The organism is Microtetraspora sp. NBRC 13810 (genome assembly GCF_030268685.1).
In the GTDB taxonomy this organism is placed as follows: Bacteria; Actinomycetota; Actinomycetes; order Streptosporangiales; family Streptosporangiaceae; genus BSRQ01.
The window spans coordinates 373,083-393,096 of record NZ_BSRQ01000003.1 but is presented as its reverse complement, the minus strand read 5'-3'; the positions used below and the strand labels follow the sequence as shown (position 1 = coordinate 393,096).

Sequence of the window (20,014 nt, the reverse complement as noted above, 5' to 3'; positions counted from 1 at the left end):
GTCACTCCTTGCCGAGGACGGCCCAGTCGAGCAGGCCGAGGAACGAGCGGTTCAGAGCCGCGGTGTCGGCGGGGCGCAGCGGGTGGCGGCCGTGCAGCAGCGCCATGCCGTACAGCGCCTCGACGGCGGTCGCGGACAGGGACGTGTCCGGCAGCGCGCACACCCTGCGGACCAGCGGGTTGCGGTGGTTGAGCACCAGGCGCGGGCGGGCCGCGGCGCCCCCGCCGGCGATGGCCCCCTCGATGGCGCCGAGCACGCCGGCCCACAGCTCGTCGCTGCTCTCCCTGGCCTCGCGCAGCTCGGCCTGGTGCTGCGCGGCCCTGCTGGTGAGGTAGAGGGCGGGCAGCGAGGCCGGGTCGAAGTCGCGCAGCACGACCTCGCAGCCCAGCGCGTCGAGCGCGCGGGCGGCGGCGGCCAGGAAGGCCCGGGCGGCCAGCTCGGCCTCGGGGTCCACCGGACCCAGGTGGGTGGCCAGCTCGGCGGGGTCGAGCGGGTGCAGCCGGATCTCCGGGTCGATGCGTGGCAGCCGCTCCATGATGTCGCCGTCGTAGACGTAGCCGGCGTTGACGAGCCCGACGCCCTGGGCGCCCGCCACCGCGGAGAGCTGGTGGAACTCGTCCACCCCCGAGGTGTAGCGCCCGGCGGGGTGACGGCGGCGGAACTGCGCCAGCGTCATCGGCCCGTCGCTGGTCTCGAACTCCAGCCACTGGTCCACCAGGCGCAGCATGTCGTCGTCGTGCAGGGCGAGCGCCTTGACGCCGAGGTGGTGCAGCCGCAGGAAGCCGCGCAGCCGGGCCGGGTCGGTCTCGGCCAGCGTGACCAGCCACTCGCGCAGCCGCCTGCCGAGCGCGTCGCGGGTGTGCTCCAGCAGGTCGTCGTCGTAGAGCGACTCACGGCTCGCGGTGGGCCGCAGCTCGGCGGCGTCGACCACGCAGCGGGCGAAGAACGCCCACTCCGGCAGCAGGCCCTCGGTGCCGTCGGCCAGCAGCATGCTCTTGAGGTAGACCCGGTGCGCCGCGCGCAGGGTCGGGTTGGCCGGGCTGGGCAGGATGAACGCCACCCCGGTGAGCCCGGCCTCCGGCACCGAAAGGTCCACCACGTCGAAGGGGGTGAACCCGAACAGCCGCCTGCCGTACTCGGTCAGCGCGGCCCGCCGCGCGTCCGGCGTCGGGTGGGCGGCCAGCCACGGCGGCCCCTCGCCGCTCACCGGCGTGCCGTCGACGGTGACCTCGACCGGCAGCAGCGAGCCGTAGAGCGCGGCCAGCTCGGCGACGGTGCGCCCGGCGACCCACTCGGCGGCGTCGGCGCGCGGCCTGAGCGTCACCGTGGTGCCCGGCTCGGCGCGGTCGCGGCCCGCCGGGGCGACGCGGTAGCGGCCGTCGGCCATGCCGGTCCACAGCACGGTCGGCCCGCCCCGCACCGACCTGGTCTCGACCTCGATCTCGTCGGCGACCAGGAAGCCGGACAGCAGGCCGATGCCGAACTGGCCGAGGAACTCGTGCCGGGCGAAGCCCAGCTCGTCGCGCTTGGAGGAGCGGCCGATGGTCGCGAGGAGGGTGTGCACCTCCTCCTCGGTCAGGCCGACGCCGTTGTCGTGGACGCGGACCACGCCGCCGCCCACCTCCAGCGCGATCCGGCCGGGCACGGCGTGGTCGCCGGCCCCGCGGGCGGTGATCGCGTCCACCGCGTTCTGCAGCAGCTCCCGGACGTAGACCCGGGGGCTGGAGTACAGGTGGCGGCTGAGCAGGTCGACAACTCCACGCAAATCTACCTGAAAGGCGCTTTCCACCCGGCTCCCCTTGATCGGTGACAGCGTGTCCGGCTCGTCCGCCTTGATCGGCGCGACGGGCACTCACCCTAGCGGCCCGGTGCGACAACGGGCAGGCGCAAGGCGCCGGGGGACGGCGGCGGGCGGGCCCGCGGCGCGCGAAAGATCGGGCGGCGGACCTGGGGACGTGTCAGGATATGGCGGTGACGACAGCGGTTGCCCCCTCCATCGACCTCGCGGACCTGGCGTTCTGGCGCAGGCCGCCCGGCGAACGGCACGAGGCGTTCGCCCGGCTCAGGCAGCTTGAGCACCCGGTGTTCTTCGAGGAGCGCAGAATCCCGCTGCTCCGCTCGGGCAAGGGGTTCTACGCGCTGGTCCGGCACGCCGACGTCACCGAGGCCAGCCGCAACGCCAAGGTCTTCTCCAGCGAGCCCGCCGTCACCAGCCCCGAGCCCCCCGGCTGGGTCAAGCACGTCTTCGGCGAGTCGATGGTCAACATGGACGACCCCCGGCACGCCCGGCTGCGCCGCATCGTCTCGCGCGCCTTCAGCCCCAGGATGCTGGGCGACCTCCAGGGCGGCATCGAGCGGGCCGCGGCGCGGATCGTCGACGACGTCGTCGCGCACGGGCCGGGCGACTTCGTCTCCCAGGTGGCCGCCCGGCTGCCCATCCACGTCATCTGCGACATGATGGGCATCCCCGACGAAGCGCGGGCCAAGGTGCACGAGCACGTCGACGTGTCCACCGCCTACACCGGCGTGCGTCCCAGCCTGGTCCGCTCGGTGCGGATGGCCGGGCAGAACATGCTCGCGCTGCTCGCCCTCCAGCGGCTGGTCATCCGGCTGGGCCGGGAGCGCGCCGAGGACCCGCGCAAGGACCTCGTCTCCGCGCTGGTCACGGCCAACGTCGACGGCGAGCGGCTGAGCTGGCGCGAGCTGGGTTCGTTCTTCGCGCTGCTGCTCGTGGCCGGCAACGAGACCGCGCGCAACACCATGGCGCACGGCGTCAAGCTGCTCACCGACAACCCCGCGCAGCGCGAGCTGCTGCTGTCCGACTTCGACGCGCACATCGGCGGCGCCATCGAGGAGATGGTCAGGTACGTGTCGCCGATCATGCAGTTCCGGCGCACCGTCACCCAGGACTACGACCTGCGCGGCCTGCACCTGCGGCCCGGCGACAAGGTGGTGCTGTTCTACGGCGCCGCCAACCGGGACGAGACGGTGTTCGACGAGCCGGACCGCTTCGACATCACCCGCAAGCCCAACCCGCACGTCGGCTTCGGCGGTCCCGGCCCGCACTTCTGCCTCGGCGCCAACCTCGCCAGGCAGGAGATCAGGACGATGTTCCGCGAGCTGTACACCCGGCTGCCCGGCCTGCGCGCCGAGGGGGAGCCGGAGCTGCTGCTGTCCAACTTCGACAACAGCGTGCGCTCCCAGCGCTTCGCCTTCTGACCGGCCGGTCGGCTGCTGACCGGCCGGTTAGTGGGGCTCGGTCTCGGGGCGTTCCGGTTCGAGGGGCGGTGACCCGATCATGCAGTGGACCCTGCACAGCGGCTCGGCGGCCTCGGGCTCGGCGAGCACGTTGCGGCGGATGGTGAAGAAGGCGAGGAGCGCGGCGGCGGCCAGCAGGGCGGCCCCGATCAGCATCGCCGTACGGTAGCCGGGGGTGAGCGCGGCCGGTGAGGTGTAGGTGGCGCCGGTGAGGCCGACCAGCGGCGGGATCGCGGCCACCGCGAGCAGGCCGCCGGTCCGCGCCACGGCGTTGTTCACGCCGCTCGCCACGCCCGCGTACCGCTCGGCCACCGTGGCCAGCACCGTGGCGGTCAGCGGCGCCACCGCGGCGGACAGGCCGAGGCCGAGGAGCACGGCCGCGGGAAGCACGTCCGGCACGTACGACGAACCCGGGCCGACCCGGCTCAGCAGCGCCAGCGCGGCCCCGCAGAGCAGGATGCCCACCGTGAGCGGCGCCCGCGGCCCGATCCGCTTGGCCAGCTCGCCCGCCCTGGCCGACAGCAGCAGCATGAGCAGCGTCACCGGCAGCATCGCCATGCCCGCGGCGATCGGCGAGAAGCCGGAGGACACCTGGAGCTGCACGACCAGCAGGAAGAACACCACGCCGATCGCCGCGTACATGACCAGCGTGACGAGGTTGATCGCGGTGAACTCGTGCGAGCGGAACACCGTGACCGGCACCAGCGCGTTCGGCGACCGCCGGATCTCCAGCCAGGTGAACGCCGCTCCCAGCGCCACCCCGACGGCCAGCGCGACCGGCTGCACGTCGATCAGGCCGTAGGTGAGCGCGGCCAGCGCCAGCGCGGCCAGCGCGGCGCCGAGCACGTCGAACCGCCCCGTGGCCTCGGTGTCGCGCGTCTCGGGCACGTGCGGCACGGCCACCACCAGCACCAGTACGGCGAGCGGCAGGTTGAGCAGGAAGACCCAGCGCCAGCCGGCCGTCTCCACCAGCCAGCCGCCCAGCAGCGGTCCCACCGCGGTGGCCACCCCGCCGAGCCCGGACCACACGCCGACCGCGCGCGGCCGGTCCGAGCGGACGAAGGACGCCTGGATGATCGCCAGGGAGCCGGGGGTGAGCAGCGCGCCGCCGACGCCCTGCAACGCCCGCGCCGCCACCAGCGCCTCCACGTTCGGCGCGAGGCCGCACAGCGCCGAGGCCACCGCGAACCAGACGACGCCGACGAGGAAGACCTTGCGCCTGCCGTACCGGTCGCCGAGCGAGCCGCCCAGCAGGATCAGGCCGGCCAGGGTGAGCGTGTAGGCGTTGACCGTCCACTGCAGGCCCGACATGCCGGCGCCCAGGTCTTCGCCGAGCGAGGGGAGGGCGACGTTGACGACGGTGCCGTCGAGCATCGCCATCCCCGAGGCCAGCACCGTCGTGAGGAGCACCCAGCGACCGGTGGCGGAGCCGAGGCGCACGTGGCCGTCTTCATCCATGCGGCCATCATCACGGAAGATCCGCGGGCGGTTGAGCCCGGGTCAGCGCGCGGGGCGCCCGGCGAGCATCGCCTCGTGCAGTTCGGCGCTGGTGGGCGGGGCGGGCAGCTCGGCGTCCGCAGGGCTCTTCAGGTGGCACGCCGACAGCAGGAACCCGACCAGCCGCCTCCACGCGCAGGGCGCGGCGTCCCTGGTCGAGCGGAGCACGCCCGCGTTGGCCATCAGGAACAGCACGAGGTCCTGCAACGCGAAGTCGGCGCGCAGCGCGCCCGCCGCCTTCGCCCGCCCGATCAGCGCCTCCAGGGCGGCGAAGGCCCGCCGCCGGGACTCCTCCAGCTCGGCGGAGCCGGGGAAGCAGGTGGTGAACGCCTCGGTGACGCCCTGGTCGGCGGCCTGCATCTCGCAGAACCGCTCCACGCAGCCGCGGAACCCCTCCCATGGGTCCTCGGCGGCCAGCGCCAGCTCGGCGGCGTCGGCGAACTCGGCCATCTTCTCCGCCAGGATGGCCTCGATCAGCGCCGACCGGTCGGGGAAGCGGCGGTAGAGGGTCGCGATGTTGACCTCGGCGCGCCGGGCGATCTCCTCCAGCGGGGCCTCCAGCCCGCGGTCCGCGAAGACGCCTCTCGCCGCCTCGACGATGCGCCGGCGGTTGTTCTCGGCGTCTCTCCGCAGCACCCCAGGTCGCTTCATGCGGGCCATTGTATTGAAGTGAAGCCATCCCTGCGGTTTCCTGGTACGGTGGCTCACAAGTGAAGACAGCCCTTCACTTCTCTCCTTCTCGGGACAAGGCACGCCATGAACATCGTCCTCTGGATCCTGCAGGTGCTCCTCGCCGTCGCGTTCGCCGCCTCGGGCCTCATCAAGGTGATCAAGCCGAAGCAGGAGCTCCACGCCCGCACGCCGTACGTCGAGGACTTCTCCGACGGCACCGTCAAGGCCATCGGCGCCATCGAGGTCGCCGCCGCGCTCGGCCTCATCCTGCCCGCCGTCACCGGCATCGCCCCCGTGCTGACCCCGCTGGCCGCCGCCGGCCTGGTCCTCGTCATGATCGGCGCGGCCGCGGTGCACATCCGGCGCAAGGAGTACCCGGGCCTCGTCGTCAACTTCGTCCTGCTCGTCCTCGCCGCCGTCGTCGCCTGGGGCCGCTTCGGCCCCTACCCCTTCTGACCCACCCTCTACGGGCCGCTTCCCGCCGCCACGGCCGCCGCCCGGTCGCTTCGCCCCGCGATCCCGTTCCCGGTGTTGCTTACACGATTACGATCGCCCTGAGCGAACACGAGCAGGTTCGGGAACACCGGAGGGCTCTCGTTAATTGAGTCCCTATAACTCAACCCTTTGAGCGGAGTGCGCATGAGCGAGAGCTTGATCCTTCCGGTCCTCCCTCTGGACGACGCTGTGGTGCTGCCCGGGATGGTGGTCCCGCTCGACCTGTCCGAGACCGAGGTGCGGGCCGCCATCGACGCGGCCCAGGCCGCCTCCGGCAAGCCCCACGTGCTGCTGGTGCCGCGGATCGACGGCAGGTACGGGCCGGTGGGCGTGACCGCCCTCGTCGAGCAGGTCGGCCGCATGCCGGGCGGGGCGCCCGCGGCCGTCGTGCGCGGCCTCTACCGGGTGCGCGTCGGCGCGGGCACGACCGGCCCCGGCGCGGCCCTGTGGGTCGAGGCGACCAGGATGGAGACCGTCCCGGCGAGCGAGCGCGCCGAGGAGCTGGCCAAGGAGTACAAGGCGCTCGCCACCACGATCATGCAGAAGCGCGGCGGCTGGCAGGTCGTCGACGCGATCAACTCGATAGACGACCCCTCCGTGCTGGCCGACAGCTCCGGGTACGCGCCCTGGCTGACCGCCGCCCAGAAGGTGGAGCTGCTGGAGCAGGCCGACCCGGCCGAGCGGCTGGCCAGGCTGGTCGAGCTGGCCCGCGAGCACCTGGCCGAGCTCGACGTCGCGGAGACCATCCGCAAGGACGTCCAGGAGGGCATGGAGCGGCAGCAGCGCGAGTTCCTGCTACGCCAGCAGCTCGCCGCCGTCCGCAAGGAGCTCGCCGAGCTCAACGGCGACCCGGCGGACGAGGAGGACGACTACCGCGCCAAGATCGAGGCCGCCGACCTGCCCGGCAAGGTGCGCGAGGCCGCCCTGAAGGAGGTCGACAAGCTGGAGCGGACCTCCGACCAGTCCCCGGAGACCGGCTGGATCCGCACCTGGCTGGACACCGTCCTCGACATCCCGTGGAACGAGCGGACCGACGACTCCTACGACATCGCCGCGGCCCGCGCCGTGCTCGACGCCGACCACACCGGACTGTCCGACGTGAAGGACCGCATCATCGAGTACCTCGCGGTCCGCAAGCGCCGCCACGACCAGGGCCTCGGCGTGATCGGCGGGCGGCGCAGCGGCGCCGTGCTCGCCCTGGCGGGCCCTCCCGGGGTCGGCAAGACCTCGCTCGGAGAGTCCGTGGCCCGCGCGATGGGCCGCAAGTTCGTCCGGGTCGCGCTCGGCGGCGTGCGCGACGAGGCGGAGATCCGCGGCCACCGGCGCACCTACGTCGGCGCGCTGCCCGGCCGCATCGTCCGGGCGATCCGCGAGGCCGGCAGCATGAACCCGGTCGTCCTGCTGGACGAGGTGGACAAGGTCGGCGCCGACTACCGCGGCGACCCGACGGCCGCGCTGCTCGAAGTGCTCGACCCGGCGCAGAACCACACGTTCCGCGACCACTACCTCGAGGTCGAGCTCGACCTGTCCGACGTGCTGTTCCTCGCCACGGCCAACGTGCTGGAGTCGATCCCCGGGCCGCTGCTCGACCGCATGGAGATCGTGACGCTCGACGGCTACACCGAGGACGAGAAGGTCGCCATCGCCCGGGACCACCTCCTGCCGCGCCAGCTCGGCAAGGCCGGCCTGTCCGCGGACGAGGTCACCGTCGAGGAGGACGCGCTGCGCGCCCTGGCCGCCGAGTACACCCGGGAGGCGGGCGTGCGGTCGCTGGAGCGGTCGATCGCGCGCATCCTGCGCAAGGTCGCCGCCCGGCTGTCGCTGGGCGAGACCGAGCTGCCCGTGCACGTCGCCCAGGACGGCCTCGTCGGCTACCTCGGCCGCCCGCGGCACGTCCCGGAGTCCTCACTCCCGGAGTCCAGGCAGCGTACGGCGGTGCCGGGGGTGGCCACCGGGCTCGCGGTCACCGGGGCGGGCGGCGACGTCCTCTACGTCGAGGCGTCGCTGGCCGACCCGGAGACCGGCTCGACCGGCCTCACGCTGACCGGCCAGCTCGGCGACGTGATGAAGGAGTCGGCCCAGATCGCGCTGTCCTACCTGCGTTCACGTGGCGCCGAGCTGGAGCTGCCCGTCGGCTCCCTGAAGGAGCGCTCGGTGCACGTGCACGTCCCGGCCGGCGCCATCCCCAAGGACGGGCCCTCGGCCGGCGTGACGATGACCACCGCGCTCGCCTCGCTGCTGTCGGGCCGCCCGGTCCGCGGCGACGTGGCGATGACCGGCGAGGTCTCCCTCACCGGCAGGGTGCTGCCGATCGGCGGGGTCAAGCAGAAGCTGCTCGCCGCCCACCGGGCCGGCATCACCACGGTGCTCATCCCGGCGCGCAACGAGCCCGACCTCGACGACGTGCCGGAGGAGGTGCGCGCCGAGCTGACCGTGCACGCGGTGAGCGACGTCCGCGAGGTGCTCGACCTCGCGCTCGCGTCCGCCACGGTCGCCGAGAGCGCCGCCGCCGCCTGACCACCCGCCCCTGTACGGCTCCCGCCCGCTCCGGCGGGCGGGAGCCGTATCCGCGCGTCACCGTCCGGGGGCCCAAGAGGTTTTTGGGCCCCTGTGACATCAGTGAATATTGATGCGAAAGAGAAAGGCGTGATCGTCGACCGGGGCCCGCGCGAGTGGTTCTTTCCGTGCGCCGAGATAAAGCGCGCCGGCTCAGATGAGGGCATGGGCCAGGCTTTTCAAGTGGCTTGAAAGCGGGTGTCAATCGCCGGACGGTTCACTGGGGATCAGTCAAGCAGCAGCTCATCCCGAGGAGCACTCAATGCGATTCGTCAAGCGAATCCTGATCGGTTTCGGTGCCGCGTCCGCCCTCGCGCTCGTCGCCCCGGTCGCCGCCTCCGCCGCCACCACCCCCGGCTACGACGGCTGGGGCCCGTACTTCTCCGCCGACCACAGGGCCGTCGCCAAGGGCAGCGTGCTGGTCGACCGCCAGAAGTACAAGAAGTGGTACTGGGACAAGAAGGTCGTCTGGACCAAGAAGTGCTTCGAGAAGCACGGCAAGAAGTACTGCAAGCCGGTGAAGGAGACCCAGAAGAAGCGGGTCTGGAAGTGGGAGTACAAGTCCACCTTCAAGGTGAAGAGCACGCTCGTCAACAGCAAGTGGAGCAAGCACCCCGACGAGCGTTACGCCTGGGAGACCTTCAAGGTCGTGACCTTCGACGGCCACACCTACTACCGGTCCTTCTCCAACAAGAACAGCTACCCGGCCGCTTACTCCTTCGCGGGCAAGAACGCCAAGCTGATCTTCGTTCAGGTCAGCAAGGGCGACTCGGACAGCCCCGAGCGCAAGTTCGGCGGCTGGAAGCCCGTCTACTCCGCCCTGTGACCCCCTGACCACAGAGCACCCTCCCCGCGAAAGGCCGCCGATCCCACGATCGGCGGCCTTGCCGCTTCCGGTCTCTTTTCCCGTCGGAAAAAGAGACTGTCCCGACAGGAAAGAGACCTTTTCCGCGTCACGGCCCGCCCGTTTCCGGGCACGCGATCGCATCGCAGCTCCGGACATCACGGAGTGAAGTGTTGTCAGGGGCGTTCGAATATCTTGGCGAGGTCGGTGGCGCTGTTGACGCCGAGTTTCTGGTAGGCCTGGTTGCGGTGGTTCTGGGCGGTGCGGACGGAGATGTGGAGGCGTTCGGCGATGGCGCGGTGGCTCATTCCGGCGGCGGCGAGCTGGGCCACCTCCAGTTCGCGGGCGGTGAGGTCGGGGGCGGCGAGCGCGCGGAGGGCGGGGGTGTCGGCGTGCGGGCAGGCGGCGGCCAGCGACCACGCCTCGGCGCCGGCGCGGCGGGCCGCGCGGTCGGCGCCCGCCCTGCGCAGCGCGGTGACGCCCTGGGCGGCGGCCTCCGCCGCGTGCAGCAGCAGGCCGAGCCCTTCGAAGCGGCCCGCCACCGTCATCAGCGCGTCGCCGTCGCCGTCGGCGAGGGCCCGGGCGTGCGCGGCGGCGACCCGCACCCGGGGGCCGTCGTGCATCGTCGCGAGTTCCGACAGCCGGTCGCGGACGCGGGAGGTGGCCCGGCCCAGCCGTACGGCGTCGTGCAGGGCGACGAACTCGAAGCCGGGCAGGCCCGCGGACCCGCACTCGGCGGCGAAGTCCACCGCGAGGCCCCCGGCCCGGCTCGTCTCCCCGGAGGCGGCGGCGATCCACACCCGGGTGAGCGCGGTCCAGCGGGTGAAGCCGGTCCAGGTCGCCCGGTTGCGGTCCAGGGCCGCGTCGAGGGTCTCCTGCGCGGCCGCGCCGTCGCCGCGTAGCGCCTGCGCCTGCGCGTAGGCGCCCATGCAGCCGCCGACGGTCAGGGCGGTCTCGTGGTGGGCGGCGGCGTGCAGCACGTCCATCGCGGTGTCGAGGTCGCCGCGCAGGGTCGCGGCGTGGCCGCGGGCGAGCGCCAGGCTGCCCTCCCCGCGCGACCAGCCACGCTGACCGGCCACCGCCTCCGCCATCGAGGCGATCGCCTTGTCCATCTCGGCGAGTTCGCCGGAGAACAGCCCGCACAGCGCCCACGTCGAGTGCAGCGGCGAGACGATCGCGGGGATGGTGTCGCGCCAGGCGGCCAGGTCGGCGAGCGCCTCGGCGACACAGGCCAGGGCGTCGCGGGTACGGCCGGCGTAGCAGAGCGCGAGGGCGTGCGCGTTGAGCGTCTGGGCGCGCAGCGGCGGGTCCAGCGGCCGGTCGAGCAGCGGGCCGCTGAGCGCCAGCGCCTCCCGGGGGTCGGCGGCTGAGGCGGCGAGCCCCAGCCGGCGCACGGCGATCTCGGCCCGCCGGCCGGCGTCCTCGACCGTCCGCTCGGTCGCGTCGAGGAGTTCCTTGGCCTCGGCGGGGCGGTTCATCCCCCAGGCGAGGTTGCTGGCCCTGGCGAGGGCGAGCTGCGCCCGGTCCGCTTCCCCGGCGGGTTCGGGGGTCGCGTCGAGCACGGCCCGGGCCCGGTCGGGGAGCTGGGCGTAGTCGAGCACGGTGGCCAGCAGGATCGTCGCCCGCGTGCCGCCGCCGGCCGCGACCGCCGCCTCCGCCAGCCGTACGGCCAGCCGGTAGTCGTGGGCGGCCCAGGCCAGCCGGCAGGCGGCGACCAGCGGCTCGGGGTCGGCGCCGAGCCCGCTCTCCAGCCGCCAGACCGTCGTGCGCACGAGATCCTCCCGGCGGCGCAGGCCGGTCGCCTCGACGGCGCGGACCAGGTCGGAGTGGCGGCGGCGCCGGCGCAGCTCGGGGCAGCGCTCCCTGGCCACCTCCCCGTAGAGCGGGTGGCCGAGCCTGGCGACCTCCCTGCGTCCTTCGACGGCCACCCGGATCAGCCCGCGCTCCTCGGCGGCGAGCACCGCCTCCTCCGAGGCCAGGGCGCTGAGGGTGCGCGCGCCGACCGGCTCGGCGAACGCGGTGTACTCCAGCACCTTCTGCACCGGGGCCGACAGCGTGCCGATCCGGTCCCTGATGAGGTCGGCGAGGCGGGGCGCCAGCGGTGTCTCACCGGTGAGCTGCCACATGCCGCGGACGAGCTGGAGCGTTCCCGAGCCGAGCGCCGAGTCGACGATCTCGTGCAGGAACAGCGCGTTGCCCGCGGTCACCCGGTACAGCCGCAGCACGGTCGCCTCGTCCGGCCTGCCGCGCAGCGCGCCCTCCAGCAGCGCCCGGGTGTCGGCGTCGCTGAGCGGCCCTACGTCGGCGCGCGCGGCGTGGCCCTCGCGCCACAGGGCGGTCACGCCGTCGGGCGCGGGCTCGCCGGTGCGGACGGTCGCCACGACCCGGGCGCGGCCCCCGCCCACCAGGGAGAGGATCACGCCCGCCGAGTGGCCGTCGAGCAGGTGGGCGTCGTCCACGCCGAGGACCAGCGCGCGGCCTCCCGCCCGGTCGAGGAGCTCCTCGGCGGCCCAGCGCAGCGTGTTGCCCGGCGGCGTGCGGCGGGGGAGGAGGTCGGCGAGGGCGCCGTTGGGGATGCCGCTGGTGGCCTTGGTCGCCTTGATGGTGAGGACGGCGAAGCGCTCGGCGGAGAAGTGGCGAAGCACCTCGGCGGCGAGCCGGGACTTGCCCACGCCCGCGGCCCCGGCGATCACGACACCCCTGGTCAGCCGGTCACGGGCGAGCCCGACCAGATTGTCGAGCTCCTTTTTCCGCCCCGCGAACGGCCATCTCTTCATCTCCCCTCCCTCCCCGGCTTGGATGGTACGCCCTTGTCGCTCTATTGGTGATCCCCTAGTGTCCGCTTTGTGGGACGCTGGGCGGCGAAATTCGATGTGGATTGCCCCGGGTGCGCGCGCCGTTCTCTGGCACGTGAACCCGACGGGCCCCATCGCGATTTCCTCCCGGCGCAACTGGCGGGATACGCGCTGACCGTGTGCCAGATGTGCGGGCAGGTTCTCCTCCTCGCCCCCGAGGGGCAGCGGCCCGACCCGGACGGCGACCCCGACGGCCAGCCGGCCCGCCCGGCCCGGGTGCTGTGGCCGGGCAGGTCGCGTGGCGCGGGCGGCCCGGGGGCCACAGGGGACACGGAAGGTTCGCCGATCCCGGCGCGGCTGACCGCGGAACTCGCCGAGGCGACGGCCTGCGTGGGCGCGGGCGCCTACGCGACCGCGCTGGTCGGCGTGCGCAGGCTGCTGGAGGGCGTGTGCGCGGACCGCGGGGTCACCGGCCTGCCGCTCTACCGGGCGCTGCGTGAACTGCGCCGCAGGGGCGTGGTCGAGGGCCGGCTGGCCGCCTGGGCGGAGGAGCTCAGGGAGATCGGCAACGAGGCCGCGCACCTGGGCCGCAACCCGGTCTCCCGGCAGGACGCCGAGGACGCGATCGCGCTCGCCGACGCCCTCCTCGACCACCTTTACGTGTTCGGCCCCCGGTACGACGATTTCCGCCGGCGCCGGCACGGCACTTCCGCGCCCCGGGAACCGTTGAGAACCCGTGTGGCCATTCCCGAGACACCCGCGATGAAGACGCTGCGGAAAATCCGCGTCCCTTTCACGCCGCACCACCATAAACACGATCCGGCCCGGTCGAAATCCAGGAAAGAGCTGGCCGACGAAATGGGCGTGCCGCGGTCGGGCATGCTCAAGGCGGTGGTCGTCCGGGTGGACGGGCGGGCCGTGGTCGCGGTGGCGCCGGTCTCCGCCGAGGTGGACGTCGAGGCGGTGGCCGGCGCGGTCGGCGGCGGCACGGCCCGGCTGGCCGCCCCTGCCGAGGTGAACCGGCTGGGCTGGGCGACGTCCAGCGAGGTGGTGAGCCCGGTGGCGCTGCCGTACCTGCCGGTGGTGGTGGACGTCTCGGTGACCGGGATGGCGAGCGTGTTCGTCTCCAGCGGGCGGCGCGGGCTGGAACTGGAGCTGACGCCGGCCGACCTGCTCCTCGCCACGGAGGCCACGACGGCGCGGATCACCGTACGGGGAGGGTCATGACGGTCGTCGAGTTCGAGAGCGCGGACGAGGGGCACCTTCGTGCGCTGGACGACTGGCTGCGGGGGGAGGAGGCGTTCCGCGGCCGGGTGGAGCTGGACGGGCACCGGCCGGCGGAGGGGTGGATGGGCACCCCGCCGCGTTCGCTGCTGGTGTCGCTGGACGCCGATCCGGGCGGGGCGGCGCTGGCCCGCTCGCTGGAGGTGTGGTTCCGGCTGCGCGAGGAGGAGGTGACGCTGCGGGTGCGGGTGGACGGGCGGGTGGCGGAGTTCACCGGGCGCGGCGAGGCGGCGGTCGAGGGGTTCGTGCGTGAGGTGGAGACGCTGCTGCGGCACGCGTTGAACGGCGGATGACGGCGGGGAGCCTTTCCAGCCACAGGTGATCCGAGTAGCGTTCGGTCGTATGCATCCGGGAGTCATCGCGGCGCGGACGCCGGCCAGGCCGGCAGTGATCATGGCGGGTTCCGGCGACGTCCTCACCTACCGTGAGCTGGACGAGGAGTCCAACCGGCTCGCCCACCTGTTCCGCTCGGCGGGACTCCGGCCCGGTGACCACGTCGCCTTCATGCTGGAGAACCACCGGCTGTTCTTCGTCGTCGCCTGGGCGGCGCACCGGTCCGGCCTCTACTACACGGCGATCAGCTCCCGGCTGCAGACCGGCGAGCTCGCCTACATCCTCGGCAACTGCGGGGCGCGGGTCTTCATCTCCTCCGCCCACCTCGCCGAGGTGGCCTGCGCGGTCACCGCGGACACGCCCGGCGTCCGGGTGCGCCTGATGATCGACGGCGTGGCGCCCGGCTTCACGTCCTTCGAGGAGGCGGTGGCCGCCCACCCGCCGACCCCGGTCGAGGACGAGTGCCAGGGCATGGACATGCTCTACTCCTCCGGCACCACCGGACGGCCCAAGGGCATCAAGAACGCGCTGCGCCGGGCGCCGCTCGACGCGCCCGGCCCGCTGCTGCGTCTCATCGAGTCCCTCTTCGCCCCCTCGGCCGATTCGGTCTACCTCTCGCCCGCGCCGCTCTACCACGCCGCCCCGCTGCGCTACTGCCTGAACTTCCAGCGCCTCGGCGCCACTGTCGTGGTGATGGAGCGCTTCGATCCCGAGCAGGCCCTCGCCCTGATCGAACGGCACCGCGTCACGCACTCCCAGTGGGTGCCGACGATGTTCATCAAGATGCTCAAGCTGCCCGCCGAGGTCCGGGCGAAGTACGACCTGTCCTCGCACGCCTGCGCCGTGCACGCCGCCGCCCCCTGCCCGGTCCCGGTCAAGGAACGGATGCTGGAGTGGTGGGGGCCGATCATCCACGAGTACTACGCGGGCACCGAGGGCAACTGCTTCCTGTACGCGGGGCCGCAGGACTGGCTGGCGCACAAGGGCACCGTCGGCCGCCCGCTGCTCGGCGTCACGCACGTGTGCGACGAGGAGGGCGGCGAGCTGCCACCCGGCGAGCGCGGCACCGTCTACTTCGCCGACGGGCCGAGGTTCGAGTACCACGGCGACCCGGAGAAGACCCGGGCCTCCCAGGATCCGCGGGGACGCGGCTGGACCACGCTCGGCGACATCGGCTACGTGGACGAGGAGGGCTTCCTCTACCTCACCGACCGGCGCTCGTACACCGTCATCTCCGGTGGGGTGAACGTCTACCCGCAGGAGGCGGAGAACGTGCTCGCCGTGCATCCCCGGGTGGCCGACGTGGCGGTCTTCGGGGTGCCGGACGAGGAGATGGGGGAGCGGGTGCACGCGGTCGTGCAGCCGGTGCCGTCCCAGGAAGCGGGGCCGGAGCTGGCCGCCGAGCTGATCGCCTACTGCCGCGAACGGCTCGCGCACTACAAGTGCCCCGCCGCCGTCGACTTCCGCGACGAGTTGCCCCGCCATCCCACCGGGAAGCTCTACAAACGGCTGCTGGTCGAGGAGTACCGGCGGCGGGCCGCGGACTGAGGGCCGTTCGCCGCCGCCTGGGCGGAGAGGGCGGCGATGCCGGTGGCGGAGGCGTTGTTCAGGTGCACGGCGCACAGCTCCGCCGCCAGGTCCGGCTCGCGGGCCGCGACGGCCTCGACGAGGGCGCGCATCTCCGCCAGCATCCGCGGTGGCCGGTCCGGCTGCGACAGCGAGGTGGCGCGCAACAGCCGCACCCGGGCCTGGACGCCGCCGAGAATCTGCTCGACCACCGGGCCCGCCCCTTCGAGCAGCACCTCGTAGAAGTGGTCCTTGGCGGTCAGCATCGCCTGCATGTCGCCGCCGGCGGTCATCACCGCCTCCATCTCGTCCACGGTGCCGGTGAGCCGGGTGACCTGGTCGGCGGAGGCGCGCTCGATGAACAGCCGCACCGCGAGGGTCTCCAGCTGGACGCGGACCGCGTAGAGGTCCTCGGCCTCGGCGGGGGAGGGCGAGTAGACGACGACGCCCTTCTGCGGGATCACCGTGACCAGGCCCTCGGCGGCGAGCTCGCGCAGCACCTCGCGGATCGTGGTGCGGGAGACGCCGATCTGCTCGATCAGCTCCCGCTCGACGAGGCGCTGCCCCGGCTTCAGCCGGAAGTCGAGGATCGCCTTGCGCAGCCCGTCGAGCACCTGCTCGCGCAGGGGCGCGGCGACCCGGCCGATCTGGATCCCGCTGAGTCCCTGCACCGCATGCCCGTCAGCCACGCGCTGATCGTATCGGCTGTCCGTCATACGATCAATCGCCCTTCTCGTCGTGCCGCAGCTCCAGCCAGCGGACGATCTCCGTGTGATCCGCCCCCGCCGGCAGCTCCGCCGCCGCGCGGGCCCACAGTTCGACCGCGGCCTCGCCGAGCAGGCACGGCCGCCCGGCGTCCCTGGCCAGCCCCGCCGCGATGCGCAGGTCCTTGAGCAGGAGGCCCACCCCGAAACCGGAGTCGAAGCGGCGGTTCAGCATGAACCGCGGCCACTTGTCCTCGGTGGACCCGCTCCTGCCGCTGGAACCGTTGATCGCCTCCAGCATGACCTGCGGGTCCAGCCCGAACTCCCGCCCGGCCAGCACCGCCTCGGAGCTGACCAGCAGGTGCGTCGCCGAGAGCAGGTTGTTCAGCGCCTTCAGCGCGTGCCCGGCGCCCACCGGGCCCACGTGCAGCACCCTGGTCCCGAGCACCCCGAACAGCGGGCGCAGCGCCGCCACCGCCTCCGGGTCGCCGCCGGCCATGACGGTCAGCGTGCCCCGCTCCGCGCCGCGGACCCCGCCCGAGACGGGCGCGTCCACCAGCGGCACCCCGAGCTTGGCCGCCTGCTCCGCGAGCGCCCGCGTCCTGGCCGGTTCCGACGAGCCCATGTCCACGATCGGCGTGCCCGGCGCCAGCCGTTCCAGCAGGCCGGGGGTGAGCACCGACTCGACGGCCGCCGAGTCGGGAAGCATGAGCACCACCGCGGCGGCCCCCGTAACCGCCGCGGTGGCCGAGCGGGCGGCGGCGACCCCCTCGGGGCGTGCCGCGGGATTCGCGTCGAACCCGCGCACGGCGTACCCCGCCGCCACCAGCCGTCTCGCCATGGGGGAACCCATGTGCCCAAGCCCTATGAACCCCACGGCCGCGCCGGGGACGACGGGCGCGACGTCACTCATCGGACCGCCGCTCCCGCCCGGCGTCGCCTGAGGTGTACTCGTCGCCGGTCACCGGCCGGTCCCACACGGTCGAGCCGAGCGAGACGGCCGTGTGCAGCAGGTAACCGTGCTCGTCCGCGCCGTGCCAGTGCATCTCGTGCGCGGGCGTCCAGACGGTGTCGCCCGCCCTGAGCCGGTACGGCCGGCCGCCCTCGGCGCACACGAAGCCGCCGCCCGCGGTGACGTGCAGGATCTGGCCGCCCTCGTGCCGGTGCCAGTGGGTGCGCGCGCCCGGGGTGAAGAACACGTTGTTGATGGTCACGCCGCTGGTCGCGGGGAGGAGCGGGTCGGCCCACACCTCGCCGGTGAACGTCTCCGAACGACGCTCGGACGTGCCCCCCGTGCCGCGGACGATCCTCATGACGCCTCCCCCTGGATCCTGATGCCGCCGGCGACGTCGCCGAGGGCGTCCACCACCCGGTTGCTGACCCGGTCGCCGTAGCCCAGCCGCCCGGCCAGCCCGAAGCCGGCCATCGGCCCGGCCGCGTGCAGGGAGGGCACGCCGAGCGTGCGCAGGAGGTCCACGTAGAGCACGAGGTCCTTCATCATGAGCGCGCCGGTCAGGCCGCCCTCCAGGTAGTCGCCCCGGATGATCGCCGGGAAGCGGTGCCGGCTGGCGTAGCTGGCGCCGCTGCTCGCGTTGATCACGTCGAGCAGGGTGGCCGGGTTCAGGCCCGCCGCCCGCCCCGCGACCATGACCTCGGCGGTCGCCGAGAGGGTGGTCGCGTTGAGGAAGTTGTTGAGCAGCTTGGCGGTGTGCCCTGCGCCGCTGCCGCCCAGGTGGAAGATCTTCGCGGCGAACGCCCGGAACAGGCCGTCCAGCCGGGCCAGCGCGGCCGGGGAACCGCCCGCCATGATCGTCAGGGTGCCCGCGTCGGCCGCCGCCGGGCCGCCGGAGACGCCGGCGTCGAGGTATTCGACGCCGCGTCCGGCGAGCACGGCGTGCAGCCGCGCGGTGCGGGCGGGGGAGGAGGTGCCGAGGTCGGCCACGACCTGCCCGGCCCGGACGGTGTCCAGGACGCCGCCCTCACCGAGCACGACGGCCTCGACGGCGGCGTCGTCCGGCAGCGACATCAGCACCGAGTCCGCCCCCCTGACGGCCTCGGCGATCGTCGCGGCCGGAGTGACCCCGGCGGCGGGCGCGGCCTTCGGATCCAGGTCGTGGCCGAGCACCTCGTGCCCCGCCGCCGCTATCCGGCGCGCTATCCGTCCCCCCATGTTGCCGAGCCCGATGAGCCCGACCCGGTGTCCAGCCATGCACAGCCCCCAATAGTGCTATCGTATCATACTATCGTCATACAATCCAGTCGTACGGCCGGCCCGGGCGCACCGGGGAAGCGCCTCATCACCTCGGGATCGTGACCGGGCACCAGGACCCGCCCCGGCCCGGCCGTGATCTCCTTCAGCAGGTCGAACGCGCGGTAGGCGGCCTCCAGGTCGGCCGTGAAGGCGAAGGGCCGGTCCAGCTCCAGTTCCTCGTAGTAGTGCGCCGCGTCGGAGGCCAGCACCACCTGGCCGCCGCCGCGCGCGGCTACCAGCACGACGGCCTGGCCGGGGGTGTGCCCGCCGACCGGGAGGACCTCGATGCCCGGGGCCACGTCGTGCGGGCCGTCGAAAAGGGTCGCGCGGCCCTGCCCGCGGACCGCCGCGAGATGCGCGATCTCCGCGGGCTCGGCGGCCCACGCGAACTGCGCGCGCCTCGCGTACGGGCCGGTCCAGAAGTCGAACTCGCGGCGCGACACGATCACCTCCGCGGCGGGGAAGCGCGCCAGGTTGCCGATGTGGTCGTAGTGGGCGTGCGTGACCACCACCTGCGGCACGGCCGCCGCCCGCACGCCGAGATCCGCCAGCAGCGCGACCGGGTCGCCCAGCGCGGTCCGTCCCCTGCGGGCCCCGCCGGACCCGCCGAACCCGGTGTCGATCACCACCGTGCGCCGGTCGTCGCGGGCCACCCAGAGGTAGTAGTCCATGCCTACCGGCTCGTCGGGGACGCCGTAGACGTCATGGTTGAGGTACACCTCGCCGGTGGACGTCCGGCGGGTGCCGTACCGCACCGCGTACACCTCGTAACCGGCGGGCCCGCCCGTCACGAGACGCCCGCCTCCGGCTCGGGGCGGGACCAGGGGGCCCGCGCGGCCACGCCCAGCCCGCGGCCCCGGGTCTCGGGCAGGCCGCGCAGCACGACCAGGAAGCCGGCGAACGCGACCGCCGCCAGGTAGACCGCGGGCATGACGGCGAGACCGGACGCCTCGGCGAGCGCGGCGGCGACGAACGGGCCGGGCCCGCCGATCAGCGTGACCCCCAGGTTGAAGCCGATCGCGCTGCCGCTGCCCCGGGTGCGGGCGGGGAACAGCTCGGCGAGCATGACGACCGTGGTGACGCTGAGCATCGCCTGGCAGATCGCGAGGAGGGCGATGCCCAGCAGGATCGGGCCCGGCCGCCCGGTGCCCATCAGCAGGAAGGCGGGCAGGGCGAACACGGCCAGGCCCAGGCTGCCCGCGACGTTGAGCGGCCGGCGGCCGACCCGGTCGGAGAGCGCCCCGGCCACCGGGCACAGCAGCGCGTAGCCGGTGAGCCCGGCGGCCACGAGTCCCAGCGCCCGGGTGCCCTCCAGGTGGACGCTCCTGGTCAGATGGGTCACGACGTAGGTGGCCAGGTAGTAGAAGCCCAGGCCCTGGACGCCGGCGAAGGAGAAGGTCAGGGCGATCGCGCGCGGGTCGGCCCCGGCGCGGCGGCGCACGGGGGCGGCCCTGCGGTCGCTGATCTCCCGGTAGACCGGCCGGACCAGGAACGCCACCCCGAACGTGGCCAGCGACGACAGCAGCGAGACGGCGTCGTCGCGGCTGGGGAAGAACAGGGCGCCCAGGGTGACGGCGAAGAAGCCGTAGACCGCGAAGTCGAACCACTCCATGAAGTTGCCCGCGCCCACGGCGACGGCGGCTCTGGTACGGGTCCGGGCCAGGCCGGCGGTGTCTGCGTTCGCCAAGATCAGACTCCTTGCGCGGGGGCCGATCCGGACGTACGGCACCGTGTACCGGGTGCTCCCCCCGGCACACCC

Annotated in this window: 17 protein-coding genes; 7 read left to right on the top strand and 10 right to left on the bottom strand. The window is 73.4% G+C overall.

Features of this window, described 5'->3' with window-relative positions:
- Window position 1: 1 nt before the first annotated feature.
- Complete coding sequence (locus QSK26_RS08890; protein ID WP_285774667.1) at window positions 2-1,789, bottom strand: HSP90 family protein; 1,788 nt, start codon at window positions 1,787-1,789, stop codon at window positions 2-4.
- Window positions 1,790-1,965: 176 nt separating this feature from the next.
- On the opposite strand from QSK26_RS08890, the gene QSK26_RS08885 reads away from it, so the two are divergent.
- On the top strand, window positions 1,966-3,219 hold the full coding sequence (locus QSK26_RS08885; RefSeq protein ID WP_285774522.1) for a cytochrome P450: 1,254 nt from the start codon (window positions 1,966-1,968) through the stop codon (window positions 3,217-3,219).
- Window positions 3,220-3,246: 27 nt separating this feature from the next.
- On the opposite strand, the gene QSK26_RS08880 is transcribed toward QSK26_RS08885, so the two are convergent.
- Both QSK26_RS08880 and QSK26_RS08875 read right to left on the bottom strand, forming a co-directional pair.
- The gene (locus QSK26_RS08880; RefSeq protein ID WP_285774521.1) at window positions 3,247-4,716 is read right to left on the bottom strand and encodes an MFS transporter; all 1,470 of its coding nucleotides are present in this window, start codon (window positions 4,714-4,716) and stop codon (window positions 3,247-3,249) included.
- Window positions 4,717-4,758: 42 nt separating this feature from the next.
- Window positions 4,759-5,406 (bottom strand): TetR/AcrR family transcriptional regulator, encoded by a 648-nt coding sequence (locus QSK26_RS08875; protein ID WP_285774520.1) that lies wholly within the window; start codon window positions 5,404-5,406, stop codon window positions 4,759-4,761.
- A gap of 105 nt (window positions 5,407-5,511) precedes the next feature.
- On the opposite strand from QSK26_RS08875, the gene QSK26_RS08870 reads away from it, so the two are divergent.
- From QSK26_RS08870 to QSK26_RS08860, 3 genes are all read left to right on the top strand, one after another.
- On the top strand, window positions 5,512-5,883 hold the full coding sequence (locus tag QSK26_RS08870) for a DoxX family protein (protein ID WP_285774519.1): 372 nt from the start codon (window positions 5,512-5,514) through the stop codon (window positions 5,881-5,883).
- A 183-nt stretch (window positions 5,884-6,066) separates the two neighbouring features.
- A complete protein-coding gene (gene lon, locus QSK26_RS08865) occupies window positions 6,067-8,439 on the top strand; it encodes an endopeptidase La (protein WP_285774518.1) in 2,373 nt (790 codons plus the stop codon).
- A gap of 301 nt (window positions 8,440-8,740) precedes the next feature.
- Entirely contained in the window at window positions 8,741-9,304 is a 564-nt protein-coding gene (locus QSK26_RS08860; RefSeq protein ID WP_285774517.1) for a hypothetical protein, read from the top strand.
- Window positions 9,305-9,498: 194 nt separating this feature from the next.
- On the opposite strand, the gene QSK26_RS08855 is transcribed toward QSK26_RS08860, so the two are convergent.
- Complete coding sequence (locus QSK26_RS08855; protein WP_285774516.1) at window positions 9,499-12,099, bottom strand: LuxR C-terminal-related transcriptional regulator; 2,601 nt, start codon at window positions 12,097-12,099, stop codon at window positions 9,499-9,501.
- A gap of 204 nt (window positions 12,100-12,303) precedes the next feature.
- Here QSK26_RS08855 and QSK26_RS08850 point away from each other — a divergent pair, with 204 nt between their 5' ends.
- The 3 genes from QSK26_RS08850 to QSK26_RS08840 are packed head-to-tail and all read left to right on the top strand — an operon-like array spanning window position 12,304 to window position 15,282.
- On the top strand, window positions 12,304-13,344 hold the full coding sequence (locus tag QSK26_RS08850; protein WP_285774515.1) for a DUF4145 domain-containing protein: 1,041 nt from the start codon (window positions 12,304-12,306) through the stop codon (window positions 13,342-13,344).
- Window positions 13,341-13,694, top strand: a complete 354-nt coding sequence (locus QSK26_RS08845; protein ID WP_285774514.1) for an effector-associated constant component EACC1 — start codon at window positions 13,341-13,343, stop codon at window positions 13,692-13,694. The genes QSK26_RS08850 and QSK26_RS08845 overlap by 4 nt, the downstream gene beginning before the upstream one ends.
- Before the next feature lie 49 nt (window positions 13,695-13,743).
- Window positions 13,744-15,282 carry an acyl-CoA synthetase gene (locus QSK26_RS08840; protein ID WP_285774513.1) on the top strand — a complete coding sequence of 513 codons (1,539 nt, stop codon included), beginning with the start codon at window positions 13,744-13,746 and terminating at the stop codon, window positions 15,280-15,282.
- Here the strand turns inward: QSK26_RS08840 and QSK26_RS08835 are convergent.
- The 6 genes from QSK26_RS08835 to QSK26_RS08810 are packed head-to-tail and all read right to left on the bottom strand — an operon-like array spanning window position 15,234 to window position 19,942.
- Entirely contained in the window at window positions 15,234-15,989 is a 756-nt protein-coding gene (locus QSK26_RS08835; protein WP_285774512.1) for a GntR family transcriptional regulator, read from the bottom strand. The genes QSK26_RS08840 and QSK26_RS08835 overlap by 49 nt on opposite strands.
- Window positions 15,990-16,020: 31 nt before the next feature.
- A complete protein-coding gene (locus tag QSK26_RS08830) occupies window positions 16,021-16,917 on the bottom strand; it encodes an NAD(P)-dependent oxidoreductase (protein ID WP_285774511.1) in 897 nt (298 codons plus the stop codon).
- Window positions 16,910-17,317, bottom strand: coding sequence for a cupin domain-containing protein (locus QSK26_RS08825; protein ID WP_285774510.1), 408 nt, complete (start codon window positions 17,315-17,317; stop codon window positions 16,910-16,912). The genes QSK26_RS08830 and QSK26_RS08825 overlap by 8 nt, the downstream gene beginning before the upstream one ends.
- Window positions 17,314-18,213 carry an NAD(P)-dependent oxidoreductase gene (locus tag QSK26_RS08820; protein ID WP_285774509.1) on the bottom strand — a complete coding sequence of 300 codons (900 nt, stop codon included), beginning with the start codon at window positions 18,211-18,213 and terminating at the stop codon, window positions 17,314-17,316. The genes QSK26_RS08825 and QSK26_RS08820 overlap by 4 nt, the downstream gene beginning before the upstream one ends.
- A 26-nt stretch (window positions 18,214-18,239) precedes the next feature.
- Window positions 18,240-19,046: an N-acyl homoserine lactonase family protein gene (locus QSK26_RS08815; protein ID WP_285774508.1), complete on the bottom strand. Its 807-nt coding sequence runs from the start codon at window positions 19,044-19,046 to the stop codon at window positions 18,240-18,242.
- On the bottom strand, window positions 19,043-19,942 hold the full coding sequence (locus QSK26_RS08810) for an MFS transporter (RefSeq protein ID WP_285774507.1): 900 nt from the start codon (window positions 19,940-19,942) through the stop codon (window positions 19,043-19,045). Before QSK26_RS08810 ends, QSK26_RS08815 begins: the two co-directional genes overlap by 4 nt.
- Between the last annotated feature and the right edge of the window lie 72 nt (window positions 19,943-20,014).